Origin of the sequence: Gordonia malaquae, from assembly GCF_037148075.1 — a bacterium.
Classification (GTDB): Bacteria; Actinomycetota; Actinomycetes; order Mycobacteriales; family Mycobacteriaceae; genus Gordonia; species Gordonia malaquae.
The window spans coordinates 603,482-622,712 of the sequence record NZ_JBBCUB010000002.1 but is presented as its reverse complement, the minus strand read 5'-3'; the positions used below and the strand labels follow the sequence as shown (position 1 = coordinate 622,712).

The window sequence follows — 19,231 nt, the reverse complement described above, 5'->3', positions numbered from 1 at the left end:
TCCTCAGAACTGAGCGATCGCCTTGAGCACTCGCTTCTCAGATATTGGGCCCGCAGTCCCCAACTGCTGTGCGAACAGGCTCACCCGGAGTTCCTCCAACTGCCACTGGACCAGATCGTTCAACGCGTCCTGTCGAGCCTCCGGGACCTGCGCCAGCCGCTGATTCCATGCCGCGATCACCCGGTCGACGACCAGCATGCCCTGGTTGTCGCGGGCTGCCGACCCCGGGAGCGATTCCAGGCGGAGTCGCGCAGCCGTCAGGTAGCGCGGCAGCGACCGCAGCGCCGCGCCAGGAGTGACGGCGACGAAGCCGTCGAACACAAGATTGGCCGCCTGATCGGCGACGTCGTCGGCGGCGAGCGAACCCGTGCGCGAATCGATGGTGCGCCTGAGTTCGGAGTATTCGGCGAGCGCCGCGACCGCGAGGTCGAAGTACTCGGGCGCCAGTGAGCGCACGGTCGGTGTGATCCGCTCAGACACGGCCGCGAAGTCGGAGGGGCCACGGAGGTCGCCGAGTGTGTTCTCGCGTGCGAGGACGTCGGTGACGGCTCGACGCGTGCAGTCGGCGAGCAGTGCGTCGACGTCCCGGTAGGGGCTCTGACTGAGCGCAAGCCTGCGTGCGGGCGGCAACGACGAAGCGAGTTTCCGGCTCGGCGGAGCGATGGCCAGTGTCAGCAGTTCACGCACGCCTGCTGTGATCCCGGCGTCGCGCGCCACCGGGCTCGGGACGGTGGTGACCCGAACGCCCCGGCCGGGGACCACGACGAGGGTCGGGTACCGCGTCACCTGCTGGCCTGCGAGCGTCTGCACGCGACTGTCGTCCAGCGTCCCGATGCCGTCGGAGGCCCAGGCGGTGTGGACGGCGGCGTCGGCGGTGGGACTCGCGGTGGTCGGGCCGAACTGCGAGCGGAGGTCGCCGAGGCGGTCGCCCCGAGCGATGACGGCGCCCTTCGTGTCGTCGACGACGGCGAAGTGCATCCGCAGGTGGTCGGGCAGAGTGTCCGGTCGGAAATCGCGCGGACCGAGCGACATGCGAGTGATCGACGAGAGCTCTCGCGCGAGCGCCGGAACCAATGCCTCGGAGCGAGGCGTGAGCTGGTCGAGGGCGAGATCGGCATATCTCTGCGCGGGTGACATAGACTTGCGCAAGCCCTTGGGAAGGGACTTGATCAGCGCTGTCGCGAGTTCACTGCGCATGCCCGGCACCAACCAGTCGAAACCGCCGTCGTGGACGTGGGACAGCAGCGCACGCGGAATCACAACGGTGACACCGTCGTCCGGTGCGCCGGGTGAGAAGTTGTACCGCAACTCGAGGCGGGTCTCGCCCTGCTGCCAGGCCTCCGGGAAATCGGCCGCAGACGGACCGTCGTCGGACCCGAGCATGTCGACCGAGAGGTTCAGCAGTGTCGGATCGGCCCGGCCCGCCTTCTTCCACCATGAGTCGAAGTGCCGCGCGGACACGACGTTCGGTGGGACGCGGGCGTCGTAGAAGTCGAAGAGTTCGGCGTCGGAGAGGCCGAGGTCGCGGCGACGAGCGCGGTGTTCGAGATCCTCTGCGCTGGAGATGATCTCGGCGTTGTGGCGGACGAACGCATGCCTGCTGCGCCACTTTCCGGCGACGAGAGCCTCGGTGATGAAGATCTCGCGCGACGTCTTCGGGTCGATCGGCCCGTAATGCACACGACGCTGCACGACGAGCGGCACGCCGTACAGGCTGACGCGCTCGTAGGCCATCACCGCGGCCCGACGGGTGGACCAGTGCGGTTCGCTGTATGTGCGGGTCACGAGGTCGCCCGCGGCCGACTCGACCCATTCCGGGTTGATGGCTGCGACCGTGTGTGCGAACAGTCGGGAGGTCTCCATGAGATCGGCGGCCATCACGAATGCGGGCGGCTTCGATGACAGGAACGATCCGGGGAAGATCGCGAACTTGGTGCCGCGGGTGCCCAGGAACTCGCGTGTGTCGCCCTGGCGGGCGCCGATGTTCGTGAGCAGGCCGGTGAGCAGGGACGTATGGATTGCGGTCGCGTCGACCTCGGTCGTCGGGATCTGCCAGTCGAGGTCGCGGACCGTGCGGGTCAGTTGGCGATGCAGGTCGATCCATTCGCGGACGCGCAGGAAGTGGATGAACTCACGTTCGCACTGTCGTCGGAACTGATTGCTCGACAGTTCGGAGCGCTGCTCTTGTAGGTACGACCACAGTTGCACCTGACCGAGGAACTCCGAGCCGGGGACTGCGTGCTTCTTGTGCGCGGCAGTGGCTGCGTCGCGCTTGTCGGACGGGAACTCTCGAACGTCAGGCAGTGCGAGCGCCGCCGCGATCACCAGGACGTGGTCGAGGCAGCCGTTCTCGTGACCGGCGACGAGCATGCGGCCGAGCCGCGGGTCGACCGGGAGTCGTGCCAGCGTCCGACCCACCTTGGTCAGCCGAGCGGAGGCGGAGTCGGTGTCGGTGACGGCGCCGAGCTCGGACAGCAGCGCCATGCCGTCTCGGATCGCGCGGGACTCCGGTGGCTGCACGAAGGGGAAGTCGGCGATGTCGCCGAGCTTCAGCGACAGCATGGACAGGATGACGGCGGCGAGGTTGCTGCGGAGGATCTCGGGATCGGTGTACTCGGGGCGTGCGTCGAAATCGTCCTCGGCGTACAGGCGGATGCACACGCCGGGAGCCACGCGCCCGCAGCGTCCGGCGCGTTGACGAGCGCTGGCCTGCGACACCTTCTCCACGGGAAGCCGCGTGACCTTGGTTCGCGTCGAGTACCTGGAGATGCGCGCGGTGCCCGAATCGATGACGTAGCGGATTCCCGGCACGGTCAGCGACGTCTCGGCGACGTTGGTCGCCAACACGATACGACGGCCGTCCGACGGGCTGAACACCTTGTGCTGCTCGGCGACCGAGAGTCGGGCGTACAGCGGGACGACCTCCACATCGGGTCGTCGGCCGAGCGTGTCCGCGGTCTCCCGGATGTCGCGCTCGGTCGGGAGGAAGACCAGGATGTCGCCGTTTCCGCCGGACCACAGTTCCCGGACAGCGGCCTCGATCGCGGCGATCTGGTCGAGGTCGGCGTGGTCCTCATCGTCGGTCGCGAGCGGCCGATAACGCACCTCGACGGGATACGTTCGACCGGAGACCTCGATGATCGGGACCGCGTCGTCCGGTCCCGCGAAATGCCTCGCGAATCGATCGGGCTCGATGGTCGCCGAGGTGATGACAAGTTTCAAGTCGGGCCTGCGCGGCAGGAGCTGCTTTAAGTACCCGAGCAGGAAATCGATGTTGAGGCTGCGTTCGTGCGCCTCGTCGATGATCAGCGTGTCGTAGCGACGCAGGAGCGGGTCGGTCGTGATCTCGCGCAGGAGGATGCCGTCGGTCATCACCTTGATCTGCGTGTTCTTCGAACTCTTGTCGGAGAACCTGACCTGGTACCCGACGGCGTCGCCGATCTCGGTGTGCAGCTCGTCGGCGATGCGGCGCGCCACCGATGTCGCCGCGATGCGCCGCGGCTGCGTGTGGCCGATCGACGTCCGCCCCATCTCCAGGCAGATCTTCGGGAGTTGGGTGGTCTTGCCCGATCCCGTCTCGCCGGCGATCACCACCACTTGGTGGTCGCGGATCGCTTCGGCGATCTCCTCGCGGCAGGCGCTGACGGGCAGCTCGGGCGGATAAGTGATGGTCAGCGTCGACGACATGATCCGTCAATCCTACGTGCGCGCTGAACAGAACCGTTGCCACGCCGTCGCCCGGCTGGTGAGGTGTCGGTCATGACGAACGACTCACGACGTGTGATCTCCGCCCAGCGAACCGTGACCGCGCCGGCCGAGGTGATCTTCGACCTCATCGCCGATCCGACACGGCAACCGGAATGGGACGGCAACGACAATCTGCGGAGTGCGGCTTCAGGCCAGCGAATCCACGCCGTGGGCGACACCTTCGACACCGTGCTCACGACCGGCGACGTGCGCCGCAATCACGTCGTCGAGTTCAGCGAGGGGCGGCTCGTCGCATGGCAGCCGTCTCCGGTGGACGCACCGCGACCCGGGCACCTCTGGCGGTGGGAGGTGACGCCGACCGACGACGGAGCCGTCGTCACGCACACGTACGACTGGACGGAACTGCACGACACCACCCGGCAGGCGCGTGCGAGGGCGACGACAGTCGACAAGCTCGCCGCGTCTGTCGATCGCCTAGCGGAACTGGCTGAGGGGCAGGCGTCGAAGGCCTGAGGGGACAGCTCAGAAGCGAATGTGCCGTACGGCGACCTCGGCTCGACGCACTGCGGCGGCCGGGCGTGACAGCCGGTTCCGTGTCAGTGGCAGGCCGACGTCCGCTGCGATGACCTCGACGACCTCGTCGAGCGTGAGATCGTCGGTTTCGATGTGCACACCGAAAGAATCGTCGGCGAGCGCAGTCCGACATCGGTCGATCTGAGCGTGAGCCCATGTCTCGTCCCGGCCGAGAAGGCGGGCGCCGAGCGTCGACACCCGTGAGGCCAGGCGGCGTTCGAGTGTCTCTCGACTCGCGATGAGCGCGTAGTGCCGCACGTCTGCCCCGCGGCGGCGGAGTTCCCCCACCGTCTCATCGAAGAACTGCGGGTCGACGATTGTCATCGGCACGAGAATCGGCTCGTCGCTTACGGCGGCCGACCGCTCGAGCGTGTCGGCCACGCCTGTCCGCCACTGAGGCAGGTCTTGGAAGTCCGTGCGTGCGGACGCAGGCAGCATCTTGTGCATCGCGTAGCCGAGTATCTCGGGGTCTGCGACGTGGCCCTGCCCGTGCCTGCGGTGCAGTTCGTGGACGGTGTGCGTCTTCCCAGACCCGAAGGCGCCGTTCACCCAGATGATCATGGGATTCACGGTACCGACGGGCGGCGATCGGTCGCCTCATGCGATATTTGAGGCATGGGTTCACTCTGGCACGGTTTTGCAGACATGGGCGCGGTCACGGCGAGCGGTCCGTTCGTCGTCACCCGAGGTGACGGCACGCGCATCTACGACGACAAGGGCAACGAGTACCTCGACGCCACGGCAGGCCTCTGGTTCACCAACATCGGCCACGGCCGCACCGAGGTGGCAGAGGCGGTTGCGAAGCAGCTGTCGGCGATCGCGCACTATTCGAACTTCGGCGACTTCGCCTCCGATGTGACGCTCGAACTCGCCGACCGCGTCGCCGCCATCGCCCCGGTCGAGGGGTCGAAGGTCATGTTCACCCTCGGCGGTTCCGATTCCGTGGACAGTGCCTACAAGCTCGCCCGTCGCTACTGGGTGGAGCAGGGCAAGCCCGGCAAGACCATCGCCGTCGGGCGTACCAAGGCGTATCACGGCATGCACGCGGCGGGCACCTCGCTGGCAGGCATCCCGCTCAACGCCGAGGGCTACGGCGAGATCATCCCCGACACCGAGACCGTCGACTGGGACGACGCGAAGGCGCTGCTCGGCCTCATCGAGCGCATCGGCGCCGACAAGATCGCGGCGTTCTTCGTCGAACCGATCATCGGCGCGGGCGGCGTCTACCTGCCGCCGGACGGCTACCTCGCCGAAGTGCGCGACATCTGCCGCGAGCATGACATCCTGTTCATCGTCGACGAGGTCGTGACCGGCTTCGGCCGCATCGGCGGCGGCGCATGGTTCGCGTCGGCGCGTTTCGATCTGCAGCCCGACATGATCACTACCGCGAAGGGGCTGACCAGCGGTTACGTTCCGATGGGCGCCCTCATCGTGTCGCCGCGCGTGGCCGAGCCGTTCTTCACCGGCGGAACGTGGTTCCGCCACGGTTACACCTACGGAGGCCACAACGCGTCGGCCGCGGCCGCACTGGCGAACTTGGACATCATCGAGCGCGAGAATCTGCTCGACGGCGCGAACCGCCTCGAATCCGATCTCGCCCAGGCACTGTCGCCGCTCGCCGAGCTCGATTCGGTCGCCGAGGTCCGCACCGGACTCGGTGCCGTCAGCGCGGTTCAGCTGGCCGATCCGGCCAAGGCGATGGCCGCCATCGGCAAGCTCCGCGAGCACGGTGTGAGCGGCCGTGCGGCAGGCCAGGGCGCGCTGCAGGTCTCGCCTGCGTTCGTCATGACGACGGAGGAGGTCGGCGAGCTCGCCGACCGCTTCGCAGCGGCACTGAAAGAACTGTAGAAAACCCGTTGCGGTCCCTCCTGGCCCGGGCGTAGCGTCGTCCTCGTCAAGGGAAAGGAGGTGGTCCAGACAATGATTTCATTCAGGACCGAGGAGGTGGCCGCCGCCTGACGGCGGTCGCCCACCTGAACGAAGACGAACCCCTTCGCACGCGAGAATCGCGAGCGGAGGGGTTCGCTCATTCGACGACAGGCGTCCGCTTCCGGGGCTTACCGTGGATTCTGCCGACCACCGCGACACTTGGAGGAAGCATGTACCAGAATCCGATTCCGCCGGTTGTGGATCGACAGGCGTGGCAGATCGACGCCGAGCGCCTACGCGAGCGAGAGAAAGCCGCCACCAGAGAGCTCGACGCCATCGCGGCGCAACGCAGGCGCATGCCGGTCGTCGAGCTCCCCGAGTACGTGCTCACCGGCGAGGACGGCACGTCGGTGACTCTCGCCGACGTCTTCGCCGGGCGCACTCAATTGGTCGTCTACAACCACATGTGGACCGACGGCGCGCAGTGGCAGTGCTCCGGGTGCACCGGATTCACGTCGCAGTTCGTCCGCCTGGAGGGGCTGGACGCTTACGACGCACGGTTCGTCATCGTGAGCAACGGACCGATCGGCGAGCTCGTCGCCTACACAGAGGCGACGGGCAACCGGATGCCCTGGTATTCGTGTGCGGGGACGGACTTCGGCGCAGAAGTCGGGGCGCCGGCGGGTGGAGGCTTCGCCCTCAACACCTTCGTCCGCGACGGAGATCGAGTGTTCCATCAATGGCAGACGTTCAGCCGCGGCGTCGAACAGATCTCATCGGTGTTCGGGCTGCTCGACCTTCTGCCGTACGGGAGGCAGGAGGAGTGGCAGGACGTCCCCGACGGGTGGCCGCAGTCGCCGACGTTCACCCGCTGGGCGAGCGCTGAGGACGTGGCGGACTGGTATGGCGCGGCAGCCCGGGACAGCGACTGACAAACACCGGTGCCCCGTCGACTGATCGACGGGGCACCGGTGTGTACAGCTGAGTGCGGACCTACGCGAGGGTCTCGGCGATGCCGATGGCCTGGCCGACGCCCGCGACGATCGACGCGACCTTGAGCGCTTCGAGGACGGCTTCACGATCGACGCCCGCTTCGCGGACGACGTTCTCGTGCGCGCCGACGCAGTGCTCGCAGCCATTGATCGCCGAGACGGCCAACGACCACAGTTCGAACGTCGCCTTGTCGACACCGGGGTTGCCGATGATGTTCATCCGCAGTCCGGGGCGCAGGTCGTCGTACTTGCCACCGAGGAATCCACGACCGCGGTAGAACACGTTGTTCATGCCCATGATCGACGCCGCGCCGAGTGCCGCGTTGTACGCCTCTGCGGACAGGGTGTCGGCGGCCTCGTCGGAGATTTCCCGCAGGACGGTCGCATTGCGGGTGGCTGCGGCGGTGGCCAGCAGGGTTCCCCACAACTGCTCCTCGGTCAGCACGGTGGTGCGGCTGATCGAGCCGAGGTTGAGCTTCAGGTCTTTGGCGAACTCGGGGAGTGCGCTCTTCAGATTGTCGATGCTCATCAGGCGGTCATCAGTTCGCCGGCGTTGATGGTGGGGTCACCCTTCTTCCAGTTGCAGGCGCACAGTTCGTCCGACTGGAGGGCGTCGAGGACGCGGAGGACCTCGTCGACGTTGCGGCCGACCGAGCCGGCGGTCACGGAGACGAACTGGACCTCGTTGTTCGGGTCGACGATGAAGGTGGCGCGGTCTGCGACACCGTCGGCGTTCAGCACGCCTGCGGCCTCGGCGAGCTCACGCTTGAGGTCCGAGAGCATCGGGAAGGGGAGGGTCTTGAGGTCCTCGTGCTGTGCACGCCACTGGAAGTGGACGAACTCGTTGTCGACCGAGGCGCCGAGCACCTGGGTGTCGCGGTCGGCGAACTCGTCGTTGAGCTTGCCGAAGGCGGCGATCTCGGTGGGGCACACGAAGGTGAAGTCCTTCGGCCAGAAGAACACGACGCGCCACTTGCCGGCGTAGTCGTCCGAGGTGACGGTGGTGAAGTAGTCGTCGGGCTGCTGCGCGTCGACCTTCGAGAGGTCGCCGCCGATGACTGCGGTCAAGTTGTAGGCCGGGAACTGGTCGCCGATGGTCAGCAATGCCATGACACGTACTCCTGAATTCGTTGAAAGGGGTGCGATGAGAATTGATCGGCCGCGAGCATGCCGGGGTCACCGTCGCTCGGGCTCGTATCCAGTCTGCCCACAAACGGTTAGAAAGTAAACGTGATGACACGCACTATACTGATAGGCATGGGCAATCAAAGCTATCAGCCGTCGATCGGTGGACTCCGCGCCTTCGTCGCCATCGCCAAGAAACTCCACTTCGGAACGGCCGCAATGGATCTCGGTGTGAGCCAGCCCTCACTGTCGCAGGCTCTCGCAGGCCTCGAGGCAGGCCTCGGGCTCCAGCTGGTGGAACGCACAACTCGACGCGTGATGCTCACTCCGGAGGGCGCTCGGCTGCTCCCCGCGGCCATCGCCGCATGCGATGCGGTCGACGACTTCCTGCTCGACGCGGCAGGCGACCTCGATCCTCTGGTGGGCAGGCTGCGCCTCGGATTCATCCCGACGATCGCGCCGTACATCCTGCCGCGAGTGCTGCGCGGCTTGGCGACAAGACGCCCGTCCCTCGATCTGATGGTGATCGAGGATCAGACCGACCGACTGCTCGGGCAACTGCGGGACGGCACACTCGACGCCGCGGTGCTCGCCTTGCCGACCGGCGTCGCGACGTTGGGGGAGGTGACGATGTACGACGAGGACTTCCTGCTGGCGCTGCCCGCTGATCATCCGCTCGCGGGGCGTAAACGGCTGTCACCGCAACTGCTCGCCGACCTGCCGTTGCTGCTGCTCGACGAAGGTCACTGCATGCGGGACCAAGCGCTCGACGTGTGTCAGAGCGCAGGAGTCCAGCCCGATCTCCAGCAGACGCGCGCCGCATCGCTCACCACCGCTGTGCAGTGTGTGGAAGGCGGACTCGGCGTCACGCTGATTCCGAAGACGTCTGTCGCAGTGGAGACCGCCGCCGGTGCGCTTGCCGTCGCGGAGTTCGCGCGGCCGCGGCCCGGCCGCCGGATCGGTCTGGTCTACCGGCAGTCGTCGGGTCGCGCCGAGGCGTACCGCGCGTTGGCGGCCGACATCACCGAGCTCGTCGCACAGAGCGGTGACGTCACCGTTCCGGTCAGGCCTGCGAACCGGTGAGCTCGGCCCACTCGTCGAGCAGGCTGGAGTCCACTCCGCGGATGAGCGCACCGAGTTCGTCGGTGAGATCCTCGATCTCGTCGGTGACCGCCGACATCGGCAGGCCGTTCGACAACGCTCGGTAACAGTCGGTGAGGTACCGCAGCACCACGCCTTCGCTGCGGGCGAGGCCGAACTGCGAGATCAACTCGGCGAAGGTCATCGACCGCTCGCGCATGTGACGAAGCACCGATTTGCACGACGGTGTCGAGCCTGCGAGCCACGGGTGGCCCCGTCGGTACACCTCGTACGCAAAACCGATCTCCTCGGCGAGCGGCTGCGGCCACGAGATCTCCTCGAGGCGCTCCATCCGTTCCTCGTACTCGATGCCGTCGGCCTTCATCTCGGCTATCGCCGCATCGCGGGCCGCCTTGCGCTGGGCGATCAGCACGGGTCGCGGATCGTCCAGAATGCTCTCGACCACTGAGACGACGTCGAGAGCGTAGGTCGGTGCGTCCTTGTCGAGAAGTTCGAACGCTGCGACGGCGAAGGCCGACAGCGGATTGGTGAGCGCGAAGTTCTCCGGCAGGTCGACGGACAGCTCCACCTTCTTGCCGTCGGGGGCCGGGGTGTCGAGCTTCGTGACGATTCCCGTCTCGCACAGGTCGCGGTACAGCGCGATGGTGTGCTTGATGTGGCGCAACTGCCGGGTGCGCGGCTCGTGGTTCTCCTCGAGCAGATGGCGGAGCGCGGCAAAGCAGTCGCCAGGGCGTTCCATGACCTCCATGAGCATCGCCGTCGTCATCCGGAAATGCGAGCGCATCTCTTCGTCCGGGGCGTCGATCAGCGTGGTGAACGTCTGCTCGCCCCAGCTCACGAAGCCTTCCGGGGCTTTGCGACGCACCATCTTCTTCAGTTTCTTCGGGTCGTCGCCGGCTTTGGCGAGCGCACGGGCGTTCTCGACGTCGTGATCCGGCGCCTGGGCCACGACGTATCCGACGGTGTCGTACCCGGCGCGCCCCGCGCGTCCGGCGATCTGATGGAACTCGCGGGCCCGCAGCCGCCGGACTCGGTTGCCGTCGTACTTGGTTAGGCCGGCGAACAACACCGTGCGGATCGGGACATTGATGCCGACCCCGAGCGTGTCCGTGCCTGCGACCACCTTGAGAAGGCCGGCCTGCGCGAGGCGTTCGACGAGGCGACGGTACCGGGGGAGCATGCCCGCGTGGTGCACGCCGATGCCCGATCGCAGCAGCTTGCTGAGGGTTCCGCCGAATCCGGTGCTGAAGGCGAAATCGCCGATCGCCTCGACTATCGCGGCCTTCTCCTCCTTGGTGCACAGCTTGGCCGACAGCAGTGCCTGGCCGCGTTCCACCGCCTGCTGCTGGGTGAAATGGACGACGTACACCGGTGCGCGGCCCGCGGACACGAGTTCTTCGATGGTCTCGTGGATCGGAGTCATCGCGTACCGGTGCTCCAGCGGCACCGGTCGCTCCACGCCGGTGACGGGCACGGTGGCCCGACCGGTGCGCTTGGAGAGGTCGTCGACGAAGAACGATGTGTCGCCGAGCGTCGCGGACATCAGCAGGAACTGAGTGTTGGGGAGTTCGATCAACGGCACCTGCCAGGCCCAGCCACGGTCGGACTCGCCGTAGTAGTGGAACTCATCGGCCACCAGGACGCCGATATCGCTGTCGGGACCTTCGCGCAGGGCGATGTTGGCGACGATCTCGGCGGTCGCACACACGATCGGCGCATCGGAGTTGACCGAGGCGTCGCCGGTCGCCAACCCGACGTTCTCTGCGCCGAACTGCTCGCACAGGTCGAAGAACTTCTCGCTGACCAGGGCTTTGATGGGTGCGGTGTAGTAGGCGCGCTGTCCCCGGCAGCGGGCGAAGTAGATCGCGCCGGACGCTACAAGTGACTTGCCCGAACCGGTCGGTGTCGCCAGGATGACGTTGCTCCCCGACACGAGCTCCAGGAGCGAGTCCTCTTGGTGCGGGTACATGTCGATGCCGCGAGCAGCCCACCAGTCGGAGAACCTCTCGAATGCGAGGTCCTCGTTCTCGGTGGGCTGCAGCGGTTCAGGGGCGGTGGGGGTCTGGTCGGTCAGACCTGATCACGTCCTTCATCTGTGTCGCCGAACTCTGCGGCGTGTTCGGCGAGGAACTTCTCGAACTCGGCGCCGAGTTCGTCGCCGGTTGGCATGGATTCGTCCGGCGCCAGGAGCGAGGCCTGCTCCTCCTGCGACCGCATGTAGGCGTCGTACTGGTTCTCGAGCGCGGACACGACCGACGAGATCTCCTCGTTGCCCTCGACTTCGCCGTCGATCTGCTTGCGGACCTCCGCGGCGGCGTTGGTCAGTGCGGCGATCGGCAGGTCGAGTCCGGTGACGACGCCGATGTTCTCGACGAGCGAGGCGGCGGCGGCCGGGTAGTTCGTCTGCGACAGGTAGTGCGGCACATGCGCGGACAGGCCCGCGGTGCGGTAGCCGGCTTCGCCGAGACGGAGTTCGAGCAGCATCGATGCGCTCGCGGGGAGCTTCAACGGATTGCCCCATTTGTTGAGGTCGGCGAGCGCGTCCTTGTCGTTGCCGTGCGCGGTGACCGAGGCTGGGCGGGTGTGGGGGACGGCCATCGGGATCGAGTTGAGGCCGACGACCTGGGAGACTCCGAAGTGCTCGGCGAGCGCCGCGAGCGCCTCGGTGAATCGATCCCAGCGAAGGTCGGGCTCGGGGCCCTCGAGCAGCAGGAACGGCACTCCCGCATTGTCTTTGACCGCGTGCATGGTCAGCTTCGGCATGGTGATGCCGTCGAATTGGGTGCCGGAGAAGGAGATCATCGGTCGACGTGACCGGTAGTCGATCAGCTCGTCGGTGTTGAACGTCGCGACCAGTTCGGTGTCGAGGGCGTCGCGCAGGTGCGATGCGGCGAGCGCGACGGCGTGGCCTGCGTCGGCGTAGCCCTCGAGTGCGTGGATCAGCACCGGGCCGTCGCCCTCGGCGCCGGAGACGGCGGGTGCGGGGAATTCGAGCTCGTACAGCGAACGCGGCTCCATCGAGTTGTCGTTCACGGGTGCCCCTTCCTTGACGATGGTGCGTCGAGTGCACCACAAGAGTTTCCATTGTCCCGTACGGGAGTCATGCGCTTCAACACGGTTTCCGATGTGACCATTCCCCGCAGGTGGCAGACGTGGCACAGTGAGGGGCGTGCGTGTTGTGACTGGAGTGAAGTGTGGTGTTGTCGCGGTGGCCGTGCTTGTCGGCACGACCGCGTGTGGTGTCGACGGCGGCGCCGTCCGCGAACCCGATCTCTCGACGAAAGTCGTCGAGGTCTCCGCGTTCCCGTACGGACCTGCGACCGCGGTTCCACAGGCCGGTGTGCCCGGTGCGATCGCCGACATCACGTTCCGCCCCCTCCGTGCCGTCAACGACCCGGAGGAGTGCACGCCCGCGCCGGTGGACGGCGACAGCGCACACGTCGTGGTGGGTCCCGGCGGCCCGGCGGGCGGCACTCTGACGGTCATGGTCGCGCGTGCATCCGACAGCCGTGCCGACTTCGTCGACGGCATCTGCCAGACGTTCCGCCTCGGCGGAACCGTCGGCACGACGATCACCACCACCGTCGACACCTCGACCGAGGTGATCGTCAACCGTCGTGATCTCGTCGCGAACGGCACCGCGTACGCGCACGTGTACGAACTCGTCCGGCAGGAGGGCTCGACTCGGCTGTACGTCCAGAACCGGTACCCGTCCGCGACGTTGTCGGCCGACGAGGAGGCCGCCACACGCGCGCTGTTCGACGCCGCTTCGACAGCCGCATTCGGCGAGTGACGACTCGCGCGGGTGCACGACGACGTGCATCACCGCAGGTGAATCTGTGGACAACCGAATCGGTTGTCCACGGGTCGTGGTCAGGGCCGTCGACGAGGTGATTCTCGGCGCACAGTGAGCGCCATGAAGATCACCATCACCACCCGTCTTGAGGGCTCAGCCACCGTCGCCGATCCCGATCCGCTTCTCGCGGCCATTCCGGCACTGTTCGGATTCGTGCCGGAACGGTCCATCATCCTGATGTGCTTCGATGCGCGCTCGCAGGTCACCGCGACTATGCGGCACGACCTACTGTGGACTCGCGGCGGCCGACCGCCCGCAGCCCTCAAGAAGGTGTTCGCACAACTCGGCGGTCTCGGAGCAGACTACGGCGCGACGAATGTCATCGCGGTCGCCGTCGACGATCGGTTCGCGCCCGACCATCCGGCGTTCACCCACCTGTTCCGCGAACTGCACCGCGCACTCCGACCCGCGGGGGGAGTGACGGCGGCGTTCGCAGTGGGAGACATGTCGCTGGGCGCGCAGTGGCGAACGGTGTGGCGGTCGGCGGCGCCGTTCTCGATGTTCCCGATAGACATCGCCGAGTCGGGAACGCTCAGCGACCCTCAGTGCTCACCGGTCGCCCTGGCGAAGGCCGTCGAACACGGCCGCGGGATACTCCGCAGACGCTCGGAGATGGCCGATCTCCTGGCGTCCACGGCGCACTGTGACGACGGGGACGAATGCCGCACAGGTGAATGGATCGGTGCTGGTGGTCCGACCGAGAGCACCGACGCCGATCGGCTGGCACTGGTGTACGAGACCATCCTGGCCCGCACCGGTGGACAGCCCACGCCGATGGCGTGCAGGCGGGTCGACGAGCTGGCGGATGCGTTGACCTCGGTCCACGTCCGGGACGCACTGCTCGGGCTGTGCCTCACCGTCCACCGGCACGCAGCCGAAGAGATGTGGCTCGACCTGACCCGTCGGCTCGCCGGGACACCGCGCGCGGCCGCCGCCACCCTCCTCGGGTACCTGCACTACATGGAGGGATCGGGTGCCATGGCGTCCGTCGCGTTCGAGGTCGCGCTGGCTGCGGACCCGTCGTACGGACTCGCCAACCTTCTCGACACGGCACTGCTCAACGGCATGCGCCCGCGCGACCTCGACGGACTGGCCGACCTGTCGTTCGACCTCGCACGCCGCCTCGGCGTTCAGATCCCGCCCGCGACATACAGCGCTGCGGGATGACGATCGGCTGCGGGTCGACGATCAGGCGGGGACGACGAAGATCGCGTGCGCCATCTCCGACGACAACGTGAGGCCCTCGTGGCCCGGAGTGCTGATGATGACCGCGCGCGGTCCGACGTTGGCGCTCACGCGTGCGTTGGGGACCACGCCCGCCTCGCGGAGGTCGGCGATCAGCTCGGGATCGGCCTGCGCGTGCTCGGACATCCGTCGCACGATCACCGCGGACTCGCCCTCGGGCAGGTCGACGAGGCGGACCACTGTGTCGCCCGCTTCGGGTGTCGGCGCGACGCCGAGTTCTTCGAGTCCCGGGATCGGATTGCCGTAGGGCGACGTTGTCGGATTGTCGAGGACCGCCAGGAGACGTCGCTCGACGTTCTCGCTCATCACGTGCTCCCAGCGGCAGGCCTCGTCGTGGACCTCTTCCCACGGCATGCCGATGACGTCGACGAGCAGTCGCTCGGCGAGACGGTGCTTGCGCATCACGGAGACCGCGAGGGAGCGGCCGGCCGGAGTCAGTTCGAGGTGACGATCACCGGCGACACGCACCAGCCCGTCGCGTTCCATCCGCGCAACGGTCTGCGAGACGGTGGGGCCGCTCTGCTCCAAACGTTCCGCGATGCGTGCGCGGAGGGGGACGATTCCCTCCTCTTCGAGGTCGTAGATCGTCCGCAGGTACATCTCTGTGGTGTCGACAAGATCGTTCACGGCAGCCATGGTCCTTTCGCTGAACTCTCAGGTTACCCAAAGTGATCGGCCGGCGGTGACTACCGGTCGGCTCACGCGATTCGGCGAGTGTCGGCCACATGTGCGCGAGCAGAACCTATAGCGTTGGCGGGGTGAATGCCGCGATCATCTGGAGCGATCATTTCCTCGACTACAAGTGGGCCTACACCCACCCGATGAGCCCCATCCGGCTCGCGTTGACGATGTCGCTGTCGCGGAGTCTCGGCCTGCTCGACGACGTCGAGCCCGCCGAACCGCTGCCGGTGGACGACACGATCCTCTCGACTGTCCACACGCGGTCGTACATCGACGCCGTGCGCGCGGTCGGGTCGGGGGCCACCGCGTCGAACAATGCCCTGCTGCAACGGTTGTTCGGGTTGGGCAACGACGACAACCCGGTGTTCGAATCCATGCACGAGGCCGGATCGATGCTCGTCGGCGGCACGCTCGCCGCGGCGCAGGCCATCACCTCCGGCGCGGTGACGCGTGCGGTGAACATCGGCGGCGGCATGCATCACGCCATGCCGGGGCACGCAGCGGGCTTCTGCATCTACAACGACTGCTCGATCGCCATCGAATGGCTGCTCGCGCAGGGATACGACCGGATCGCGTACGTCGACATCGACGCTCACCACGGCGACGGCGTCCAGCACCAGTTCTACAGCGACCCGCGGGTCATGACGATCTCAGTTCACCAGCACCCGGCGACGCTCTGGCCCGGCACCGGATGGACCACCGAGATCGGTGACGGACACGCCGAGGGCACATCGGTGAACCTCGGCCTCATGCCCGGTGTCACAGACCGGTTGTGGCTTCGGGCGTTCCACGCCGTCGTCCCGTCGATGATCGCGTCCTTCAAACCGCAGATCATCGTCACGCAGGCCGGCGTCGACTCCCACGTGGCCGACCCGCTCACCGATCTGGCGCTGACCGTCGACGGTCAGGCGTCCGCGATGCGCGCCCTGCGGGACCTCGCGGACACCTACTGCGACGGCCGATGGCTCGCCGTCGGCGGCGGCGGGTACGGCGTGATCAACGTCGTGCCACGCGCCTGGACGCACTTGATCGGCATGGCGCTCGACAGGGACGTCGACCCCGCGACGCCGATCGGCGCCGACTGGCTCGCCGAGGCCGCCGCGGCGGAGCATGCCGTGCATCCCGACTACTCGCGACCGCCGGAGTCGACGATGGGCGACGGCGGCGACCTCGCCTATGTGCCATGGGACGGCGACGCCGGGGCTCCGCCTCCGGACGGCATCTCCGAGAACGCTCAACGCCAGACCGACAAGGCGATCCTCGCCACCCGCCGCGCCGTGTTCCCACTGCACGGCCTCGATCCGGAGGACCCCCGTGACTGACACCGAATACCCTCGCCACTGGGTGGCCGACGTACTCGCCTCGGACGGCGGCGTCGTTCACCTGCGGCCGATCGTCCCCGCCGACGCCGACGCCCTCGTCGAGTTCCACAACGGGCTGAGCGAACGCACGCGGTACCTCCGCTATTTCGGACCCACTCCGACGCTGCCGCCACGCGAGGTGGTCCGCATGACGACCGTCGACTACAAGAACCGGGCCGCCTTCCTGGCACTCCTCGGCGACGAGATCATCGCGATGGGCGTGTACGAGGGGCTGGCGGCCGACGGCAAACCGGAGTCCGCCGAGGTCGCGTTCGTCGTCGCCGATCACCATCAGGGTCGTGGTCTCGGGCCGATCCTGCTCGAGCACCTGGCGGGCGCCGCGGCCGAACACGGATTCACGCGCTTCGAGGCAGAGGTGCTCTCGGAGAACCCGAACATGGTCGCGGTGTTCCGCGACGCCGGTTACCAGGTGAGCCGGGCATTCGACGGCAGCACCGTGCACGTGGAGTTCCTGATCGACCCGAGCGAGGCGTTGACGTCGGTGCGCAACGCCCGCGAACGGGCGTCGGAGGCGCGGAGCATCGCCAATCTCCTCCATCCGCAGTCCATCGCCGTGATCGGTGCGTCGACGGACACCAAGAAGGTCGGCAACGTGCTGCTCGCAAACATCATTGCGGGCGGATTCACCGGACCCGTGTTCCCGGTGAACGGTCCCGGCGCACCGGTCGACGAGCCCGAACCCGAGGAACACGTCTCGAAGTTCGCAGCACCGACCCAGCGCAGGCCGGTCCGCGAGCCGCGACCAGCTCCGCCGTCGGTGCGCGGCATCCGTTCGTACCCGAGTGTCCGCGCCATTCCAGATCCGGTCGATCTCGCTGTGGTCGCCGTGCCCGCCGCAGGGATGGACGATGTGCTCAGCGACTGTCTCGCCAAGGGTGTTCGGACTCTGGTCGTGGTGTCGGCTGGGTTCGGTGAGAGCGGTGAGGCGGGGCTGGAGTCCGAACGCCGGCTCGCCGAGCGGGTACGAGCGCACGGGATGCGCCTGGTGGGGCCGAACGCTCTCGGCGTCATCAACGCGGACCTGGACATCGGACTCAACGCCACCCTGGCACCTCGGGTGCCGGGCCCGGGCCGGGTCGGGTTCTTCTGCCAGTCGGGCGCGCTGGGCATCGCGATTCTCGACACCGCCGCCCATCGGGGGCTGGGCCTGTCGACATTCGTGTCGGCGGGAAACCGCGCCGACGTGTCGGGCAACGACGTGCTGCAGTTCTGGGACACCGACGAGAGCACCGACGTGGTGCTGCTCTACCTGGAGAGTTTCGGAAATCCGCGCAAGTTCAGCCGCATCGCCCGACGTGTCGCCGAGTCGAAGCCGATCGTCGCGATCAAGTCCGGACGCGGTGCGATGACGCAGAGTCGGGCGGCACGCACCCGCGAAGCAGGGCGAGACGACGCGATCGCGCACATGGTGCTCGGCCAAGCGGGGGTGATCCAAGTGGAGACGTTGACCGAACTCTTCGACTGCGGAGCGATCCTCGCATACCAGCCGTTGCCCGCGGGGCCGCGAACGGCGATCATCGGCAACTCGTCGGTCATCGCGTCGTTGGCCGCGAACACCGCGCGTGCATCCGGTCTCGACGTCGTCGCGATGGTCGACCTCGGTCCCGCAGTCACTCAGCCGGACCTCTCCGCGGCTGTCGCCGTCGCGATGAACGACTCCTCCGTCGATGCGGTGATCGTGGTGTTCGTGCCTCCGGTCGCGGTAGATGCAGCGGACTACGCACACGGTCTGATGGAGGCGGTGCGTCCCGCGGACGGGGGAGACGTTCCGTCGAAACCTGTGGTCACCACGTTCCTCGCGGTGGAGGGTGTGCCGCCGGGGCTGTCCCGATCGGGTCCGGACGGGATGCCCGTGCGCGGTTCGATCCCGTCGTACTCGACGCCCGAACGTGCGGCGAATGCCCTCGCGCACGCGTGGAAGTACTCGGCGTGGCGATCGCGACCACCGTCGCAGGTCCGTACGTTCGAGGGCGCCGCAGCCGAGGATGCCCGGTCGTTCGTTCGCGAGGCGATGGCCGACGGTCCTCGGGAGCTCACTCGGGTCGAGTCGGCGAGGGTGCTCGCCTACTTCGGCATCAACGTGGTGCCGTTCCGCGAAGTCCGCACGATGCAGGAGGCGTCGGCCGCCGCGCGTGAGTTCGGATTCCCGGTCGCGGTGAAGGCGACGTCGAAGTCGTGGGTCGGCCGCGTGGACAGGGAAGGCGCACGCCTGGACCTGCCGGACGCCACCAGCGTGCTGACTGCGTTCGCCGAACTGCAGGCGCTGACCGGCGACACGGTGCTGCATGTGCAGAAGATGGCGCCCAAGGGCCTCGGCACGTCGATCTCGGTGACCGACAACGCGTCGTTCGGCCCTCTCCTCAGTTTCGGCTTGTCGGGTCGCCTGTTCGACGTCCTCGGCGACCGCGGTTACCGGGCGGTGCCGTTGACCGAGGCGGATGCGCGGGAACTGGTCGTGGAACCACAGGCGGCGATGCTCTTGGAAGCTGGTCCGGTGGACGACGCCGTCGACACCGAACACCTCGTGGACCTGCTGCTGCGTGTGTCTGCGTTGGTCGACGCCGTGCCCGAGATCCGCAGTGTGCGATGTGATCCCGTCCTCGCGTCGGCGGACGGCATCGCGGTGCTGGGGGCGTGGATGCGCGTCGGCCCGGTGCCCACTCTCGCGGACACCGGGCCTAGGCGGCTCGGGTAGGAGG

General features: G+C 67.4%; 15 protein-coding genes. 8 read left to right on the top strand and 7 right to left on the bottom strand.

Features of this window, described 5'->3' with window-relative positions:
• Positions 1-3: 3 nt before the first annotated feature.
• Positions 4-3,687 (bottom strand): ATP-dependent RNA helicase HrpA, encoded by a 3,684-nt coding sequence (gene hrpA, locus WFK36_RS09965; protein ID WP_336791518.1) that lies wholly within the window; start codon positions 3,685-3,687, stop codon positions 4-6.
• Positions 3,688-3,759: 72 nt separating this feature from the next.
• Between hrpA and WFK36_RS09960 the strand changes: the two genes are divergently transcribed.
• Positions 3,760-4,221, top strand: a complete 462-nt coding sequence (locus tag WFK36_RS09960; protein WP_336791517.1) for an SRPBCC family protein — start codon at positions 3,760-3,762, stop codon at positions 4,219-4,221.
• 9 nt (positions 4,222-4,230) lie between these two features.
• On the opposite strand, the gene WFK36_RS09955 is transcribed toward WFK36_RS09960, so the two are convergent.
• Positions 4,231-4,842 (bottom strand): AAA family ATPase, encoded by a 612-nt coding sequence (locus tag WFK36_RS09955; RefSeq protein WP_336791516.1) that lies wholly within the window; start codon positions 4,840-4,842, stop codon positions 4,231-4,233.
• Positions 4,843-4,896: 54 nt separating this feature from the next.
• Between WFK36_RS09955 and WFK36_RS09950 the strand changes: the two genes are divergently transcribed.
• Together WFK36_RS09950 and WFK36_RS09945 are read left to right on the top strand one after the other, a co-directional pair.
• Positions 4,897-6,129 (top strand): aminotransferase family protein, encoded by a 1,233-nt coding sequence (locus WFK36_RS09950; RefSeq protein ID WP_336791515.1) that lies wholly within the window; start codon positions 4,897-4,899, stop codon positions 6,127-6,129.
• A gap of 251 nt (positions 6,130-6,380) precedes the next feature.
• The gene (locus tag WFK36_RS09945) at positions 6,381-7,082 is read left to right on the top strand and encodes a DUF899 family protein (RefSeq protein WP_336791514.1); all 702 of its coding nucleotides are present in this window, start codon (positions 6,381-6,383) and stop codon (positions 7,080-7,082) included.
• 61 nt (positions 7,083-7,143) lie between these two features.
• Here the strand turns inward: WFK36_RS09945 and ahpD are convergent, their stop codons facing one another.
• Positions 7,144-7,671, bottom strand: a complete 528-nt coding sequence (gene ahpD, locus WFK36_RS09940; RefSeq protein ID WP_336791513.1) for an alkylhydroperoxidase, AhpD family — start codon at positions 7,669-7,671, stop codon at positions 7,144-7,146.
• The gene (locus WFK36_RS09935) at positions 7,671-8,252 is read right to left on the bottom strand and encodes a peroxiredoxin (RefSeq protein WP_008379253.1); all 582 of its coding nucleotides are present in this window, start codon (positions 8,250-8,252) and stop codon (positions 7,671-7,673) included. Before WFK36_RS09935 ends, ahpD begins: the two co-directional genes overlap by 1 nt.
• A 147-nt stretch (positions 8,253-8,399) precedes the next feature.
• On the opposite strand from WFK36_RS09935, the gene WFK36_RS09930 reads away from it, so the two are divergent.
• Entirely contained in the window at positions 8,400-9,350 is a 951-nt protein-coding gene (locus tag WFK36_RS09930) for a hydrogen peroxide-inducible genes activator (protein WP_336791512.1), read from the top strand.
• Here WFK36_RS09930 and WFK36_RS09925 read toward each other — a convergent pair.
• Together WFK36_RS09925 and WFK36_RS09920 are read right to left on the bottom strand one after the other, a co-directional pair.
• The gene (locus WFK36_RS09925) at positions 9,331-11,337 is read right to left on the bottom strand and encodes a DEAD/DEAH box helicase (protein WP_336791511.1); all 2,007 of its coding nucleotides are present in this window, start codon (positions 11,335-11,337) and stop codon (positions 9,331-9,333) included. The two genes, WFK36_RS09930 and WFK36_RS09925, sit on opposite strands and share 20 nt — an antisense overlap.
• 101 nt (positions 11,338-11,438) lie before the next feature.
• Positions 11,439-12,401 (bottom strand): proteasome assembly chaperone family protein, encoded by a 963-nt coding sequence (locus WFK36_RS09920; RefSeq protein WP_336791510.1) that lies wholly within the window; start codon positions 12,399-12,401, stop codon positions 11,439-11,441.
• A gap of 136 nt (positions 12,402-12,537) precedes the next feature.
• Between WFK36_RS09920 and WFK36_RS09915 the strand changes: the two genes are divergently transcribed.
• Entirely contained in the window at positions 12,538-13,161 is a 624-nt protein-coding gene (locus WFK36_RS09915) for a hypothetical protein (protein ID WP_336791509.1), read from the top strand.
• Positions 13,162-13,284: 123 nt separating this feature from the next.
• Entirely contained in the window at positions 13,285-14,391 is a 1,107-nt protein-coding gene (locus WFK36_RS09910; RefSeq protein ID WP_336791508.1) for a DUF4192 domain-containing protein, read from the top strand.
• Between the two features lie 21 nt (positions 14,392-14,412).
• On the opposite strand, the gene WFK36_RS09905 is transcribed toward WFK36_RS09910, so the two are convergent.
• Complete coding sequence (locus WFK36_RS09905; RefSeq protein ID WP_040520028.1) at positions 14,413-15,096, bottom strand: iron-dependent transcriptional repressor DtxR; 684 nt, start codon at positions 15,094-15,096, stop codon at positions 14,413-14,415.
• Between the two features lie 131 nt (positions 15,097-15,227).
• Between WFK36_RS09905 and WFK36_RS09900 the strand changes: the two genes are divergently transcribed.
• Both WFK36_RS09900 and WFK36_RS09895 read left to right on the top strand, forming a co-directional pair.
• Positions 15,228-16,472, top strand: coding sequence for an acetoin utilization protein AcuC (locus tag WFK36_RS09900; RefSeq protein ID WP_336791507.1), 1,245 nt, complete (start codon positions 15,228-15,230; stop codon positions 16,470-16,472).
• Entirely contained in the window at positions 16,465-19,227 is a 2,763-nt protein-coding gene (locus tag WFK36_RS09895) for a bifunctional acetate--CoA ligase family protein/GNAT family N-acetyltransferase (RefSeq protein ID WP_336791506.1), read from the top strand. Before WFK36_RS09900 ends, WFK36_RS09895 begins: the two co-directional genes overlap by 8 nt.
• Positions 19,228-19,231: the final 4 nt, after the last annotated feature.

Excerpts from the sequence above, each read along its gene's own strand:
- hrpA (WP_336791518.1), bottom strand. The coding sequence starts at position 3,687 with ATGTCGTCGACGCTGACCATCACTTATCCGCCCGAGCTGCCCGTCAGC.
- WFK36_RS09960 (WP_336791517.1), top strand. The coding sequence starts at position 3,760 with ATGACGAACGACTCACGACGTGTGATCTCCGCCCAGCGAACCGTGACC.
- WFK36_RS09955 (WP_336791516.1), bottom strand. The coding sequence starts at position 4,842 with ATGATCATCTGGGTGAACGGCGCCTTCGGGTCTGGGAAGACGCACACC.
- WFK36_RS09950 (WP_336791515.1), top strand. The coding sequence starts at position 4,897 with ATGGGTTCACTCTGGCACGGTTTTGCAGACATGGGCGCGGTCACGGCG.
- WFK36_RS09945 (WP_336791514.1), top strand. The coding sequence starts at position 6,381 with ATGTACCAGAATCCGATTCCGCCGGTTGTGGATCGACAGGCGTGGCAG.
- ahpD (WP_336791513.1), bottom strand. The coding sequence starts at position 7,671 with ATGAGCATCGACAATCTGAAGAGCGCACTCCCCGAGTTCGCCAAAGAC.
- WFK36_RS09935 (WP_008379253.1), bottom strand. The coding sequence starts at position 8,252 with ATGGCATTGCTGACCATCGGCGACCAGTTCCCGGCCTACAACTTGACC.
- WFK36_RS09930 (WP_336791512.1), top strand. The coding sequence starts at position 8,400 with ATGGGCAATCAAAGCTATCAGCCGTCGATCGGTGGACTCCGCGCCTTC.
- WFK36_RS09925 (WP_336791511.1), bottom strand. The coding sequence starts at position 11,337 with ATGTACCCGCACCAAGAGGACTCGCTCCTGGAGCTCGTGTCGGGGAGC.
- WFK36_RS09910 (WP_336791508.1), top strand. The coding sequence starts at position 13,285 with ATGAAGATCACCATCACCACCCGTCTTGAGGGCTCAGCCACCGTCGCC.